The sequence below is a fragment of the Rhizobacter sp. J219 genome, assembly GCF_024700055.1.
GTDB lineage: Bacteria > Pseudomonadota > Gammaproteobacteria > Burkholderiales > Burkholderiaceae_C > Rhizobacter.
The window spans coordinates 4032049-4046840 of record NZ_JAJOND010000001.1; the positions used below are offsets into that span (position 1 = coordinate 4032049).

At 69.9% G+C, this 14792-nt stretch carries 15 protein-coding genes; 3 read left to right on the top strand and 12 right to left on the bottom strand.

What is annotated here, in order from left to right; all coding sequences use genetic code 11:
* Positions 1-2: 2 nt before the first annotated feature.
* The 4 genes from LRS03_RS19075 to LRS03_RS19090 all read right to left on the bottom strand — a co-directional run bounded on the left by LRS03_RS19075 (position 3) and on the right by LRS03_RS19090 (position 6147).
* Positions 3-1442: an ATP-binding protein gene (locus tag LRS03_RS19075; RefSeq protein WP_257827493.1), complete on the bottom strand. Its 1440-nt coding sequence runs from the start codon at positions 1440-1442 to the stop codon at positions 3-5.
* A 102-nt stretch (positions 1443-1544) separates the two neighbouring features.
* Positions 1545-2027 carry a hypothetical protein gene (locus LRS03_RS19080; RefSeq protein ID WP_257827494.1) on the bottom strand — a complete coding sequence of 161 codons (483 nt, stop codon included), beginning with the start codon at positions 2025-2027 and terminating at the stop codon, positions 1545-1547.
* Positions 2028-2174: 147 nt separating this feature from the next.
* Complete coding sequence (locus tag LRS03_RS19085) at positions 2175-4955, bottom strand: hybrid sensor histidine kinase/response regulator (protein WP_257827496.1); 2781 nt, start codon at positions 4953-4955, stop codon at positions 2175-2177.
* 208 nt (positions 4956-5163) lie between these two features.
* Positions 5164-6147 carry a hypothetical protein gene (locus LRS03_RS19090; RefSeq protein ID WP_257827497.1) on the bottom strand — a complete coding sequence of 328 codons (984 nt, stop codon included), beginning with the start codon at positions 6145-6147 and terminating at the stop codon, positions 5164-5166.
* 131 nt (positions 6148-6278) lie between these two features.
* On the opposite strand from LRS03_RS19090, the gene LRS03_RS19095 reads away from it, so the two are divergent.
* Both LRS03_RS19095 and LRS03_RS19100 read left to right on the top strand, forming a co-directional pair.
* A complete protein-coding gene (locus LRS03_RS19095) occupies positions 6279-7316 on the top strand; it encodes a helix-turn-helix transcriptional regulator (RefSeq protein ID WP_257827498.1) in 1038 nt (345 codons plus the stop codon).
* Positions 7313-9022 carry a bifunctional helix-turn-helix transcriptional regulator/alpha/beta hydrolase gene (locus LRS03_RS19100; RefSeq protein ID WP_257827499.1) on the top strand — a complete coding sequence of 570 codons (1710 nt, stop codon included), beginning with the start codon at positions 7313-7315 and terminating at the stop codon, positions 9020-9022. The genes LRS03_RS19095 and LRS03_RS19100 overlap by 4 nt, the downstream gene beginning before the upstream one ends.
* Here LRS03_RS19100 and LRS03_RS19105 read toward each other — a convergent pair whose 3' ends face one another.
* The 6 genes from LRS03_RS19105 to LRS03_RS19130 form a co-directional block, all read right to left on the bottom strand.
* Complete coding sequence (locus tag LRS03_RS19105) at positions 9023-10024, bottom strand: alpha/beta hydrolase family protein (RefSeq protein ID WP_257827500.1); 1002 nt, start codon at positions 10022-10024, stop codon at positions 9023-9025. It abuts the gene before it with no gap.
* A complete protein-coding gene (locus LRS03_RS19110) occupies positions 10024-10491 on the bottom strand; it encodes a GyrI-like domain-containing protein (RefSeq protein ID WP_257827502.1) in 468 nt (155 codons plus the stop codon). Before LRS03_RS19110 ends, LRS03_RS19105 begins: the two co-directional genes overlap by 1 nt.
* Positions 10492-10583: 92 nt before the next feature.
* A complete protein-coding gene (locus tag LRS03_RS19115; protein WP_257827504.1) occupies positions 10584-11528 on the bottom strand; it encodes a hypothetical protein in 945 nt (314 codons plus the stop codon).
* A 160-nt stretch (positions 11529-11688) separates the two neighbouring features.
* Positions 11689-12087 carry a nuclear transport factor 2 family protein gene (locus tag LRS03_RS19120; protein ID WP_257827506.1) on the bottom strand — a complete coding sequence of 133 codons (399 nt, stop codon included), beginning with the start codon at positions 12085-12087 and terminating at the stop codon, positions 11689-11691.
* A complete protein-coding gene (locus tag LRS03_RS19125) occupies positions 12084-12290 on the bottom strand; it encodes a tautomerase family protein (RefSeq protein ID WP_257827507.1) in 207 nt (68 codons plus the stop codon). The genes LRS03_RS19120 and LRS03_RS19125 overlap by 4 nt, the downstream gene beginning before the upstream one ends.
* A gap of 12 nt (positions 12291-12302) precedes the next feature.
* Positions 12303-12857 (bottom strand): flavodoxin family protein, encoded by a 555-nt coding sequence (locus tag LRS03_RS19130; RefSeq protein ID WP_257827508.1) that lies wholly within the window; start codon positions 12855-12857, stop codon positions 12303-12305.
* Positions 12858-12958: 101 nt separating this feature from the next.
* On the opposite strand from LRS03_RS19130, the gene LRS03_RS19135 reads away from it, so the two are divergent.
* Positions 12959-13924, top strand: a complete 966-nt coding sequence (locus LRS03_RS19135; RefSeq protein WP_257827510.1) for a LysR family transcriptional regulator — start codon at positions 12959-12961, stop codon at positions 13922-13924.
* Here LRS03_RS19135 and LRS03_RS19140 read toward each other — a convergent pair.
* Together LRS03_RS19140 and LRS03_RS19145 are read right to left on the bottom strand one after the other, a co-directional pair.
* The gene (locus LRS03_RS19140; protein ID WP_257827511.1) at positions 13905-14291 is read right to left on the bottom strand and encodes a hypothetical protein; all 387 of its coding nucleotides are present in this window, start codon (positions 14289-14291) and stop codon (positions 13905-13907) included. The two genes, LRS03_RS19135 and LRS03_RS19140, sit on opposite strands and share 20 nt — an antisense overlap.
* Positions 14292-14303: 12 nt before the next feature.
* Complete coding sequence (locus LRS03_RS19145) at positions 14304-14783, bottom strand: hypothetical protein (RefSeq protein ID WP_257827512.1); 480 nt, start codon at positions 14781-14783, stop codon at positions 14304-14306.
* Positions 14784-14792 lie beyond the last annotated feature (9 nt).

The following is a 14792-nucleotide window of genomic DNA, read 5'->3' on the forward strand; positions in this document are numbered from 1 at the left end:
CGTCAGGCCGCCGGCACGAGCATGCCGGCCGCGGCCATCGGCAGGACGGCGTTCAGGCGCGTGCCGGCGCCCGGCCTCGAATCGATCGACAGGTGCCCCTCCAGGTGCTCCAGGCGGAAGCGCATGCCCGCAAGACCGTGCGTGGCCGAGGTCGTCTGCTGCGGGTCGAAGCCGATGCCGTCGTCCTCGACGTCCACACGCACCCGGCCACCCGTTTCGCTCAAGCCAACGCGGACCTCGGAGGCCCGGGCGTACTTGCTGACGTTCGTCAGCGCCTCCTGCACGAAGCGGTAGACGGCCAGTTGCGCGTCCGGCGAAAGCGACACGTCGTCGAGCGCCGTGTGGACCGGCACCCCGAGCTGCGCGGCGATTTCCGAGCACAGGTTCGTCAGGCTGGCCTTGAGTCCGAGGATGTCCAGGCACGAGGGCCGGAGCCCTTCGACGATGCGGCGTTTCATCGCCACTGCCTGCATCAACCGGCGATTGAGCCGTTCGACGCTGTCGAGCAGGGCGGGGTCGGCCGATGCCAGCCGGCGGATGCGCGCGAGGTCGAGCTTCGCCGCGGTCAGCACGCTGCCCATCTCGTCGTGCAGCTCGCGCGCCAGGTGCGCCTTCTCGTCTTCGCGCACCGTCAGCAGGTAGCCCGCCAGCCGGCGCAGCTCCAGCGTGCGACGCTGGACCTGGTCTTCCAGCGCGCGCTGGCGGGCGGCCCTGTCCCTGTCGTACAGGCGCAGGTGCCGCAGGTGCGCGCCGAAGAGCAGGGCGGCGAGCACGATGACCACCATCACCGCAATGCGCCGTGCTTCGAGGGAGCGGTCCAGCGCCACGCGTTCCGACCGCTCCTCGGCCGATGCGGCGTCGAGAGAGGACAGAACGCTGCCGCGGATGTCGCGCATGCGGCTTCTGCTGGTCTCGGCCTCGGTGAGCAGTTGCGCCGAGCGCGTGGGGTCTGCCGTGCGGGCAAGCCGGGCAAACTCCTCCAGGCTCGACAGCAGCTGCTGTAGGCTCTGATCGGTGCGTGCAGTGGCGCCGGCATCCATCCCCGCCAGGACGACGAGGTGGGCGGTCTGGGGCCGCAGCCGGGCGAGCTGGCGCTGGTCGACCGCCAGCGCCTCCAGTTCCTCGGGGCTGCTGCGCAGCAGGTAGGCGCGCTGGTGCGTCTCGGCATCGCTCATCCGCTGCAGCACGCTCGCCGCGCTGACCTTGGCCTCGGCCAGCGCGTCGGCCAGGTGCAGGCTCGCGGTTGCGTTGCGGTGGGTGATCTCGTTCAAGGCGATCCCGAGCGAGGCCCCCGCGACGATCAAAACCAGCGCGTACCGCACCAGCAACGGGTGGACGAATGCCCTCAACGCGCGGCGACGGTGGTGCCAGCGCCTCGGTTGGGGCTCCAGAGGCTGCACGCCGCTCCCCGGGGGCTGCGCCTCGATCGCGGGAATATCCATTTGCCACTCCTGCGCGTGGGTGAAGCGTCAACGCTAAACCTGTGGCGCGCGCCCATCGGTGCGGCACCGCACCATCGGCGCCGCAGACCAACGGTCGCCTTCCTACTCCTGCGCCTGCGGGAACACGATGACGGCACGGGTGGATTGCGAGGCCTTGACGGTCACGCGCGCCTCCTTGACCTGGTCGTTCAGGGTGGCCACCACCCGGTACTGGCCGGGGGGCACCTTGGCCCACAGATAGGGGCCGTCGATCTTCGATTCGAGCATGAGCTCGCCGCTCTTCACGTTCACGATCCGCACCTGGGCGTCCGCCGTGAAGACGCTGCGGCCCCCGTCGCGCTGGAAGATCTCGATGTTCAACGCATAGTCGCGCCGCGCCGCCCGGAAGGCGGGGAGCTGCTCATGGGGGATGCCGCCCGACACGTACTGCACGGTTCCGGCGGTCTTCACTTCCGGCAGCGGCACGGCCTCGTTCGGCTCCACCGTCTTGAGCGCAGGGCTCGGCGCAGGCAAGGGACTCTGCGCCCAGGCGGCGCCGCTCCACACGAGTGCCACCAGGGCGAGGATCGGGACGGCGTTGTGCATCAAGGGTCTCATGGCGTTCCTCGGGGCGCTGCGGACAGCTGGATCAGAGGCACTGTGCGCGCTCCGGCCCGGTGGCTCTGTCCGCAAGCGCACAGACGCTGCGCCGCCCGCGAGCGCCGGCCGAGCCAAGCCACCGGGCGGCCACGCTCAGGGCCGCAAGGTCCGAAGGCTTGCGCGGGCCACCGCCTCCCGCACCGCGGCCACCAGGTCTTCGACCGTGCGCTCCTTCTGCACCAGCACGTCCACGCCCAGCAGCGTGGCCTGCTCGCAGAGCTTGTCGCTGAGGAAGCCCGAGGCCATGACGACGGGCAGTTCGGGGTTGAGGCGCTTGGCCTCTCGCACGAGCGCCATGCCGTCCATCAGGGGCATGTTGAAGTCGGTCACGAGGAGGTGGGTGTCGCCGCGCAGGGCGCGCAGCTGCTCCAGCGCCTGCTGCGGGCTGGCCTGCGCGTCCACCACGCAGCCTTCTCGCTCCAGCAGGGCCTGCATGGTGGTGAGCATCACCGGGTCGTCGTCGACGCACAGCACCTTCAGGCTCTTCAGTGAACGGCGATCGGCTGCGGCGATGGCCTTCTCGCTCAGCGTGGGGTCGGCGGGATCGCTCACGGGCAGGTAGACGTGGAAGGTGCTGCCGCGGCCGGGCTCGCTCTCGACGTCCATGCGCCCGCCGTGCGCTTCCACGATGCCGTGCGCGGCCGACAGGCCGAGCCCGGTGCCCTGGCCCACCGGCTTGGTGGTGAAAAAAGGCTCGAAGACGCGGGCCTGCACGTCGGGCGCCATGCCGCAGCCGTCGTCCTTCACCCACAGGTGCGCGTAGTGCAGCGTGTCGTACTGCGAGGCCGGCGCTTCGGTGTCGAGCCCGATCTCGATGAGCCCGCCGCGGGCCGGCAGGGCGTGCCAGGCGTTGGTGCACAGGTTGATGAGCACCTGCTGCAGCTGGTGGCCGTCGACTTCGGCGAACACCTCGTCGTGGGTGCCGCTCATGCGCAGCACCACGCTCGCGGGCAGCGTGGCCTGCAGGAGGCGCGCCGCCTCGTCGACCAGCGGGCGCAGCGGCTGGCGCATGCGCTGGGTGGCCTGTTGCCGGCCGAAGGCGAGGATCTGCTGCACCAGCGAGCGCGCACGCTGCGCCGAGTGTTCGATGGTGCCGAGCGGGGCGTGGCCGGGGCTCAGGGGCACGAGCGCATCGCGCACCAGCGCCACGTTGCCGAGGATGGCGCCGAGGATGTTGTTGAAGTCGTGCGCGATGCCGCCGGCCAGCGTGCCGATGGATTCCATCTTCTGCGCCTGGCGCAGCTGGCGCTCCAGCGCTTCGCGGTGGGCCTCGGCGAGCTTGCGTTCGGTGATGTCGCGCTCGACGGCGATGAAGTGGGTGCAGCGGCCCTCTTCGTCCTGGATCGGGCTCAGCTTCAGCTCGACCCAGTAGGTCTCGCCGGTGTTGCGGTAGTTGATGGCTTCGGTCTCGAAGGGCAGGCCGCGACTGATGGCGTCGCGCAGCGCGTCGAGCCGGTCACGCTGTGTCATCGGCCCCTGCAGGCGCCGCGGGCTGCTGCCCACCAGTTGCGCGGGCTGCCAGCCGCACAGGCCTTCGATGGCCTGGTTGGCAAAGAGCACGGTCGGGCCCGGCGGGTTGACGTTGGCATCGGTGATCACCACGGCGTCGTTGAGGTAGCGCACGCAGGTGTCGAGCAGGCGCAGTTGCGCAAGCGTGGCCTCGCGCTCGGTGATGTCGCGCGCATGCAGCGTCAGGCCGTTGTCGACGGGAAAGAGCCGCACCTCGAAGCGGCGGCGCGAGCGCCGCTCGGTGGCTTCGAATTCGAGCGGCTGCTGGCGGCGCATCGCCTCGGCGCAGCGGTCGAGCAGCGGCGGCTCGATGACGCTCGGCGGCAGCACCTCGCCCAGGCTGTGCCCGAGGATGCCGGCACGCTCGCGTTGCACCAGCTGCTCGAAGGCGGCGTTGACGAGCAGCACCTGCCCGTCGGCGCCCACGGCGAGGAAGGGGTCGGGGATGCTCTCGAACGTGGCCGAGAGCTGTTCGGCCAGGTGCTGGATCTGCAGCACGTGCGACTTGCGCTCGGTGATGTCCTGGCAGGCGCCGCGCAGGTGGGTGATGCGGCCCTCGGCATCGCGCACCGCCTCGCCGATCGAGCGCACCCAGCGCGGCGCCCCGCCCCCGGCCGGCTGCAGCACCATCTCGTGGTCGAACGGAGTGCCGTGCTGCAGGCAGGCCGTGACCGACGCGGTGAGGGTGGAGCGGTCGGGCTCCACGTAGAAGCCGAGGGCGTTGTCGAGATCGGGCGAGAAGCCTCGCGGCATGCCGTGGATGTCGGCCACCACGTCGGACCACACCACCTTCTGCCCGGCGATGTCGAGCTCCCAGGCGCCGAGCCGCGCCACGCGGCCGGCAATCGCCAGCAGCGAATCGGACTGGTGCTTCGTCTCCTCCGACGCGGCCTCGGCCAGCCGGCGCAGGCGCTGCTCTTCCAGCACCAGCACCACCTGCTGCGCCAGGCTCTGCAGGTCGGCCTGCTGCTCGGGCGTGAGCTGGCGCGGCCGGCGGTCGAGCACCGCCAGCGCGCCGAGACGTTGTCCGCCGTCCACCTGCAGGGGCACGCCGGCATAGAAGCGCAGGCCGGGTGCGCCGGTCACCAGCGGGTTGTGGACGAAGCGGGGGTCGGCGTGTGTGTCGGGCACCTGGAAGAGGCCGGGCCCCTCGATGGTGTGGGCGCAGAAGGCGATGGCGCGCGGCGTCTCGCGCACACCCAGGCCGATCTCGGCCTTGAACCACTGACGGTGGTCGTCGACCAGCGTGATGACGGCCATCGGGGTGTCGCAAAGCCGGCAGGCCAGCCGGGCGAGCGCATCGAAGCGCGCTTCGGGCGGGGTGTCGAGCACGCCGTAGGCCTGCGAGCACGCGCAGACGCTCAAGCTCGCAGCCGTGGGCTGTCTCGGCAGATCGATCTGCGCTGGACATACGCAAGCCTCTGCGCCACCCGCGAGGGGCACGGGCTGCGCCACGGTGGTTGCCCCCCATTCGCCCGCTGGGCGGGTCGGTGTGTGGGTGCAGCCTAGACCTGTTTGCGCCACTTCGCCAGCCCGCTTTCCTGGGTGGGGCCCCCTGCCAGGGGCCGTGGGCTCAATAGAAGTAGCGGTACACGCCCCCCTGGAAATAGCTGGTCGCGATGAAGGCACCCGGCGTGCCGAAGGTGCCCGGGTCGACCACCACGCCGCTCAGCTGGGTGAGGCCGGTCCACAGCTTGGCGGTGGGGCCGAAGCCGCTCTTGTGCACGAAGGTGAGCGAGTTGAGGCCGAGGCCGTTGATGATGCCGATCTCGGTGACCACCACCCAGTCGCCCTTGACCGTCAGGTCGTCCATCGTCTGGTTGATCGTGGTCTGGTACAGCAGGAAGGGCAGGCCGGCCGAGCCGTCGCTCCTGACCGGGATGCGCCAGAGGTTCTGGCCGCCCACGAAGTAGACGTGGCCGTTGCTGACGGTCACGCCGTTGTTGAGCAGGTAGAGCGGCGAGCCGGGCAGCCACTCCTTGATCGTGTGGTCGAGCGTCAGCGTGTTGGTGATCTTGAGCTTGACGATCGCCGACTTGGTGCCGAGCGGGGCCGAGGGGGTCATCAGCAGCGTGTTGCTGTCGAGCACGGTCATCCCGTTGTACCAGACGGGGGTGGCGAAGGGCTTGCTCTTCACCTCTTCGGCGGTGCTGCTGCCGGCGGCCGGCTTCACGCGGAAGAGCGCGGCGCGCTTCGGGGGCGCGAGCAGCGGGATGGGGGCGGTCTTGTCGGCCACGGTGCAGGCTGCGTACAAGTAGGTGTTGTCCGCAGTCATTCCCGAGTAGTCGCACTGGTCGGCTCCGTATACGGTGCTCACCAGCAGGCAGACGGTGAGGCCCGAGCCCGTGTCGATCCTGCAGTTCGGGCTGCTGTCGGCGCTGCGCTTGATTTCGTGGATGCCGTGCTGGCCGCCCACGAAGTAGCGGCCGTTGAGCAAGACGCCGCGTTCGGTCGACTTGATGAGCGAGGGCGACACGAGCTGGTCGGCCTGTGCAGCAGGGGTGAGGCCGAGCGCGAGGGCGCACAGCAGCAGCGGTTTCGACAGGAGTTTGTGCATGACGGGTCCTTGGTTTGTCTCCGGGGGTGTGCGCCTGCCTCAGCAGGGCCTGGCGTTTGTAGGCACGCCCTGCCGCGCGTTGAATACCGAAATCGGGTTAAGCCTCGATGCGGCTTGACACACGACCCAGGATGCCGCTCGACCCGGCGCCGCACGCCGACGATGCGCTGCAGTGGCTCGGCCTGCTCGACCAGCTCTATGCACTGGTCGAACACGAGGGCGGCGCGGCGATGGGCGCGGGGGCCCTGCGCGCGTGGCCGGAGGCCTGGCGGCCGGTGATCGCGCAGTGGGCGCGGCACATCGGCGCCCGCTCGGTACAAGTGAGCGCCACTCGGCTGCCGCAATTGCCCGGATGCGAGCCGGGTCTTGTGTCTCACCGCCGCATCACCGGCGAGGTGATCGTGGCGCGCAGCCTGTCGCCGGAGGGGTTTTCCGAAGGCCAGCTGCGGCACTTCCACGCCTTTTGCTCTCACCTCGAAGCCGCCTGTGCGCTGCGCAGCTCGCTCGACGCCACGCAGGCAAGCCTCGCGGCGCTGCACGCTGTGATTGATGCGCTGCCGACGGGCCTGGTGGTGCTCGACGAACACGGCGAGGTGGTGCTGCTCAACCAGCCCGCCCGCCAGTGGCTTGCGCGCACCGGGCGGGCGAGCCTGCAGGGGCGGCGCCTGCGCCTGTCGGGCGACCACCCGGCCTTCGAGCGAGCGCTGCACGCGTTCGCCTGCAGCTCGGCCACGCAGCAGCCGCTCCAGCTCAACGGGCTCGACCTGCAGCTGAAGAAGCTGCCCGGCCCCGCCTCGAACGTGCTGCTGCTGGTGCACGAGCGCGCCGACCCCGCGCGCCTGCGCGAGATCGCCACGCCGCCGCCGCTGCTGGCCGCCCAGGTGCAGCGCCAGTACGCCTTGACCGACAAAGAGCTGCCGCTCGCGTGGAACCTCGCGCAAGGCATGCCGCTCAAGCAGTACGCGGGCCTCTCGGGGCGCTCTGTCGAGACGGTGCGCGCGCAGCTCAAGTCCGTCTTCCGCAAGCTCGGCACCCCCGACCAGAAAGGCCTCGGCGTGCTGCTCTTCGAGACGCTGCATGCGGTGACGCTGCAGGCCGTGGGCACCGGCCTTGCGCCGTTCGTCGCGGAGCCCGCGGCGCTGGAGCCGGAGCGTCTCCCGTGGCCATGACGACCACCCAGGGCGCCCCGGCCGAGGCCTTGCTGGAGGCGATCTACCAATCGGCCCTGCACCCCGCGCACTACGGGCAGCTGCACAGCCAGCTGCTCTTCCACTTCCGCGAAGACCGCAGCCGCGACGACACGCCGCTCACGCGCGTGATCCTGAGCCACATCAAGCGAGCGCTGCGGCTGGGTGCCGCGCACTCGGCGATGCAGCGCGAGCGCCAGCGTGTGCTGGCCGTCATCCACGCGGTGGCGCCGCCCATCGTGGTGGTCGACGCGCAGCAGCGCGTGCTCGGCCTCAACGCCGATGCCGAAGCACTGCTGGGTCGCGGCGAGCTCTTCGGCGTGGAGCAGGGGGTCTTGCACTGCCGCGAGCCGGGGGTGCTGGCGCAGCTGATGACGCAGGCCGAGGTCCAGTCGTATGCCTGCGCGCGCATCGGTGCCGAGGCGCAGGCCGGCTGGTTGGCCTACCTCTACAAGAACCACACGCCGCACAACCGCAGCGCGGCGGCGTCGTACTCGCTGTTGTTGATCGACCGGCAGCGCTGCGTCAGCCAGTCGATCGCCGGTCTGGGCCAGCGCGCCGGCCTCACCGCGCGCGAGGTCGAGCTCATCGACCTGTCGATCCAGGGCCTGGACCTCGACGCCATCTGCGCGCGCACCGGCATCACGCTGCACACGCTGCGCCAGCACACCAAGAACATCTACGCCAAGACCGGCGTGCACAACCAGAACGCGCTCTTCGCGCTGGTGTTGCGCAACATCGTGCTCGAACAGGCGGGCAGCAGCCACAACCCGCAGCTCCTGCCGCACATCACCGGCCTTGCGTACACGCGGCTGCTGCGGCTCGCCGACGGTCGCCAGCTGAGCTATGCGGAGTACGGCGCGGCCGACGGCGTGCCGGTGGTGTATTTCCATGCGCTCAACGCCTCGCGGCTGGAACTGCTGATCCATGCCGAGCGCCTGCGCGGGCTGGGCGTGCGTTTGATCGCGATTGACCGGCCGGGCTACGGCCACAGCTCCTTCGTGGAGCGGCGCGACTACCGCGAGTTCGTGCCCGATGTGCGCGCCCTGCTCGACGAGCTGCGGCTCGATGCGGTGCACCTGCTCAGCGCCTCGGCCGGCAGCGCGCATGCGCTGCACACCGCGTGGGCCATGCCCGAGCGCATCCGCAGCGTGCACTGCACCGCGGTCGTGCCGCCGATCGACCACATCCTCGCGTCCGATTCGCCGTCCACGCTCAACAGCATGATGAACCAGTTCTTCCGCGTGGTGCCGAGCCTTCTGCGGCCGGCGATGGAGCTGGCGCTCTTCGGGCAGACCGTCGAGTCGCTGCTGCACTCGATGACGAGCGCGCGCAGCCACAACGCCTTCAGCCTGGCCGATGCCGACATTGACTACATCAGCGCGCCCGAGCACCTGCCGTACTTCGTGGCCGCGATGATGGAGTCGCTGCGCCAGGGCCCGCGTGCGTGGGCGCTGGAGAGCGTGCTGCTCAACCAGCCGTGGACGATCGATCTGCGCGAGATCCGCGTGCCGGTCGAGTTGTGGCACGGCACCCTCGACGGCCTGGTGCCAATGGACATGGTGCAGGCCTTCGCGCGAGCGCTGCCATGCGCGCAACTGCACGAGCTGGCGGGCGACACCCACCTGCTCGCGTTTCGCAACATCGAGCGCCTGATGGAGGCCGTGCGCCGGCCCCGGCGCGGGTGATCAGCGCGGCGCGCCGAGAGGCGTGTCGACGAGCTGTGCGTTGAAGAAGTCGAGCAGCGGGCGGTTGTACCCGTCTTGCCAGTAGTGGGCTGCCAGGCTGCGGCGCCCACCCATCAGCACGAAGTCGGGCTCGCCGCGGTAGCCTCGCTCGCGCAGCTGCCGGCCCACCTTCTCGGTGCAGGAGCGGTCGTTGATGCCGTCCTGCTCGTGGCGGAAGAGGCGGAAGGCCGGCAGGGTGGCGGGGCGGGTGCTGTCCCACGGTGTCTCGTTCGGGTGGCGCTCGGCGCGGCAGGCGTCGGGTTCGGTGATCTGCCGGCGGGTTTCGTTGTCGAAGCCGGCGCCGTGCACCGTCGTCCGCGCGTTCATGCCGGCCTCGCAGAGGCGGTGCCAGCCGTACGGGTCGCCGCTGGCGACCGGGGCGAACGCGGTCACGAGGTCGTCGAAATGGGTGGCGGCGCGCACCGCCATGTAGCCGCCCGACGAGTGGCCGGCGAGAAAGATCTCGGGGCGGCTGCCCGCGGGGCGCAGCGAGGGCAGCAGCTCGCGCATCACCTGGCCGAGAAAGGGCAGGTCGAGGTTGGCGCGCTCGCGCACCTCGTCGTCCCACACCTTGCCGCAGGCGCGGCCCTGGTGGTCGGTGACCTGGTCCGACGAGTTGAGCAGCAGCACCGCGAAGCCGTCGGCCACCGCCATCTCGCTGAAGTTGACCTGCGGCTGCACGATGCGCGCATTGGCCACGCACCACTGGAAATGCTGGCCGCCCCCGCCGTGCATCACGAGGATCGCGCCTTTGGTCCACGGGCCGGTGGGGGCCTTCCACAGCACCTGCCGCGAGAGACCGGCCACCTGCGTGACGACGCGCTGCCAGCCTTTGGCCTGGCACTGCCGCTCCTGCATCGCCGCATCGGCGAAGCCGTGGGTCACGGCCTGTGCCAGGGCCGGGGTGCTGGCGAGCAGGCCGGTGGCAAGGAGGGCGAGCGTCAGGTGGCGTGGCATCGACATCAGGTGCGGCGCTTGCGCTGGACCGGCAGGTGGATTTCGACGATCGAGTCCGGGTTGCCCGGGTCGAAGGCCTCGTTGTAGCGCTCGAAGTATGGGCCGGGCAGTTGTTCGTACTCGCACTGCGGCAGCAGTTTGCCGAAGATCTCGCCAAAGCCCGCCGCCAGGCCCGCGAGCGGGTAGCGGAAGACGGCGTAGTGGCCCGCAGGAATGGTGAGGGTTTCCATGCCGGGCGGCGTGCGGCCGGGTGCGGTCACGGACAGCGCGGCCCAGTAGTCCAGGCGCGCCATGTCGGGGGTGTCGCTTTGCATCACGCCATAGCTCACGGCGCGCTCGGCGGGATGCTCGATCTCGGCTTCGCGGCTCATGAAGCGGGGCCACAGCGCCGGGATCTCGGGCGACATCGGCGTGGTCACGATGTGCAGGCCCATCACGGTGAAGGCCGGTCTTTCGATGATGTGCAGGGGCATGGTGAGGAGTCCTTCCAGGTTGCAGGGATGGCAGCGCGCTGTGCGCCTGACCTCAAGACGAACGAGAAGGGCTCGTTTCGACAGCCGGAGGCCTAGGACAAACCCGATGGACTCGCCCAGGGTGGGCCGGCGATGCCACGTTCCCGGTTCTTCAAGTAGGTGTCGGCACCGATCCACTGCGGGTCGAGGCGCAGCAGGCCTGTCCGGTCGAGGTGCTCCAGCAGCGGCCAGTGGCAGAACTTGGCGCTGTAGAAACGGAAGGGGTCCATCCCGGCAACCAGCTTTGCGAGCCGATCGGCCATGCCCCGCTTGAGCAGCGACGTGCCGATGTCGGCCGCCCAGTACGACACATCGGGGAGGCCGTCACCGCCCGACGCGAGCAGGTCGGCAAACGCGGCATCAGGCAGCCCATCAAATGCCACCCAGTCGAGCGTGAGCATCGTGCGCTTGTGAAGGAGGCTGCCCTCGGGCGCGAGTGCGCGCACTTGCGTCTTCATGCGCTCCAGCAGCCCGGGGGCGATGGTGTGGTCGAGGCGGCGCAGCGCCACCAGCGCCTCGAGGACTTTCTGCGATTCGGTCGACCATTCATTGGGCAGGTCGGTGTACTGGATCTCGTTGACGCCGACGCGTGTGAAGGCGTTCTCGCCGCCGATGACGGCGCGCTTGCCCTCGCGAGCGATGGCGTCTTGCGCGACTTCAAGCTGGCGGTCGGCCACCTTGCGAAGCAGCGGCTCGAACGAGCGCAGGTACCCGTAGCCCACAGCCTCGATCGTCATCAACGCCAGCTTGCGGCCTTGTGGGGCGTAGTGGTCGTAGATCTCTTTTTCGGCATACAGGCAGTTGTGATACGGGAGGTAGCCCCGGATCTCCGACAGGGGCACCGGCTGCCGGCCGAGGTGGAAGCTGCGCACCAGCAACGGCGCAGGCACGTCGGGCTCTAACCAGTACACGGCCTGGGAGACGAGGGCGCCGTCCTTCTCTGCCAGGGCCCGTTCGATGAACTCGGCCCGCAGCCCCAGCTCGAGCAGTTCCTGCATGCCGCGTTTACGTGTGGTGAATCGCTTCGAGTCCAGGCGCGTGCGAATTTCGGCGAGAGTGGGCATGGCGGCCTGAGCGTCGGTTGGAAAGACGCAAGATGCTAACCACTCATGTGCGCGCCAGTTCGCGCGGCACCCTGGGTGCACCCAAGAGTGAAGGTCACGGTGGCGTGTGCGCCGGGGGCTGCACGGTGAAATGAAACACCTTGGCGACGATCTGCCAGCGGCCGTCGAGTTTCACCAGCGTGAGGAAGTCGGTGAAGTGCTTGGGCGGGATCGAGCACGCCACTCTGGCGAAGGCCGTCACCGGCCCGGCGAACTCGATGGCGAGGATGCGGTCGTTGCGCGCATGGCCCTGGCTCGCCGGCGAGGGCCGCGCGTCGACGATGGGGAAGTACTGCGCCATGTCGAGCGTCAGCAGCGTGCCGTCGGTCGCGCAGTGGTAGCGGGCCTGTGGGTGGAAGACACGCCGCAGGCGCGTGGAGTCGCTGTGGTGCAGGCCGTCGAAATACTCGCCCAGCACGGCGCTCACCTCGGCGAAGGCGTCGGCGCCGTTCATGAGCGTGGCCTCGCCCGCCAGGCCGGCACGCTGAGGCCGGCGACACCCCAGTTGTCGAGCTCCACCTCGTCGATCACCACGTAGGTGGTGGCCGGGTCCTTCTGCAGCACACGCTGCAGCAGCGTGGTCACGCCGGCGATCAGCTCGGCCTTCTGTTCGCGGGTCACGCCTTCGCGCGTGACCTTGATGTTGACGTAGGGCATCTCGCGACTCCTTCAGTTGTAGCGGCGCACGAGGTCGGCCACCCGCTGGCCGAAGGCACGGGCGGTGGCCAGGTCGCCGGCGGCCAGCTCATCCACGCCGGCATCGGCCGGCGTCGTCGCCATCAGGCCGGCGAACGACGCGAGGTAGTTGAGGTCGTCGCGTGTCGAGGCCTTCACGTTGGCCGGCGGCATGCCGGTGCTCGCCCACACCATGCCGTGCTGCTGCGAGAGCGTGAACATCGCGTGCAACGCGGCGAGCTTGTCGCCGTTGAGCCCGGCGCTGTTGGTGAAGCCGGCGGCGAGCTTGTCCTTCCAGCCTTGCTTTGCCCACACGCCCGAGCTGGCGTCGGCGAACTTCTTGAACTGCCAGCTCACGTTGCCCATGTAGGTGGGCGAGCCGAAGACGATGGCGCGCGACGCGTCCAGGTGCGCCCAGGCCTCGGGCGGCAACTCGCCCTCCGCGTCGATGGCCAGCAGCGTGCCGCCGCTGGCCTGGGCGACGGCCTGGGCCAGCTTCTCGGTGTGGCCGTAGCCGCTGTGGAAGACGATGCTGATCGGGGATGACATGAGGTCCTCGTGGGAAGTGAATCGATGGCCGAGAGCGTATTGACGACACAGCCGTCGATAAACTGGCTGCGATTCACATCATTCATTACATGAGGTAAACAATGGCGCGAGAAACTCCGGGCGTGATGCTGGGCAGCATCGAGCTTTTCTGCGCGGCGGCCGAGCTCGAGAGCTTCACCGCCGCGGCCACGCAGGCGGGGGTGACGCCGGCAGCGGTGAGCCGCGCGGTCGGCCGCCTGGAGGAGCGGCTCGCGGTGCCGCTCTTTGTGCGCAGCACGCGCCGCATGCGCCTCACCGATGCGGGCCGCGCCTACCACGCGCAGTGCCGGCAGGCGCTGGCGCAGATCGTCGAAGCCGGGCGTGAGCTGGCGGGACGGCAGGTCGAAGCGGCCGGGGTGATCCGCATCAGCGCCCCCACGACCTTCGGCCATGCGGTGCTGCTGCCGCTGCTGCCGGCGTTCCGCAAGCGCTACCCGAAGGTGAGCGTCGAGGTGCAGGTGAGCAACCGCAATGTCGATTTCACCGAAGAGCGCTTCGACCTCGCGATCCGCGCGCGCACGCCGCCCGACTCCGGACTCGTCGCGCGCCGGCTGATCGATGCCGAGCTGGTGGTGGCCGGGGCGCCGTCGTACCTCAGGAAAGCGGGCAAGCCGAAGTCGCTGCAGGACCTGGCGGCGCACGAGTGCATCCAGTTCGTGCTGCCGCGCACCGGGCAGAAGGTGGCGTGGGAGTTCCGCGACGAGGGGCGGGACGTGCAGGTCGAAACCGCGGGCCACTACACCGTGACCGACGACGTGCTGGCCACGCTCACCCTCGCCCGCGCCGGTGCGGGGCTGGTGCAGACGCACCGCTTCCTGATGGCGCAGGACCTGGCCGACGGCACGCTGGTGGAGGTGCTGCAGCGCTTCGGCGGGCGCTCGCGGCCGTTCTCGGTGCTCTATGCGGGCACGCGCCACATGCCGCTGCGGGTGCGGCTCTTCATCGATTTCCTGGTGGAGCAGTCGCAGCGCCTCCAACCCGAGGGGCGTGCCGGGGCGCTGGGCGGGCTCACTCGCCGTCGGCGGTGAACTCGATCAGTCGCCAGCGGCCCCGCACCGGGCCGAGGTAGAAGCCATAGGGCTTGCACCACAGCACGAGGCGGCCGTCTTCGGCCTGCGGCTCGGCGCGCTGCAGGCACTGGCGCACGCGGGGCGTGAAGAGGGCCGGTGCGGCCTTGGCGATGAAGGCCTCGCGCTGCAGCGGCTGGCTGTCGAAGAGGAACGGAAACTGCGTGAGGTCGGCGATCGCCTGGCCGCCCGGTCGGGCTGCGGCTTCGCGCACCTGCTTGACGAAGGCCTCGGCCTCACTCGGCGCGGCATGCGTTTCGGCCGCGAACGACGCGCACGCCAGCACGACGGTGGCGACGTAGAGCGCGGTCGGCGGTGGGCGCTTCATGCGCAGGCCGCTTCAGCGGTGGCGCCCTTCGACCAGGCGGTCGGGCACGATGTTGGCGACGACGAGCCGGCCCTGCTCCTGCACCACGTAGACGGTGAAGGGCCGCGCGGTGGGGGCCTCGGCGTACTCCATCCACATGTAGAAGGCGAAACCCTGCTGGCCGGAGGCATCGGTCGTGCGCGCGATGGTCACGCTCTTGCCCGGCTCGCGGGCGCGCTGGAAGAAGGGCACGATCTGGGTCTGCAGCGCACGCTTCACCGCCGCGTCGCCGGTGCGCTCGACCAGGCTGCGGCTCAGCAGCGATTGCGTGGCGGCCAGGTCGCCGGCCATCGAGCGGGCGACGAACTCGTCGGCGGTGGCGCGAAAGGGCTTGCTGTCGTGCGCCATCTTCAGGTCCTGCACGACGCTCGGCGTGGCGGCGCGGGCTTCGCTCAAGCCTGACGCGAGCGAGACGGCCAGCAACAGCGGCAGGAGGATGCTTCGACGGTTCATGCGGGGCTC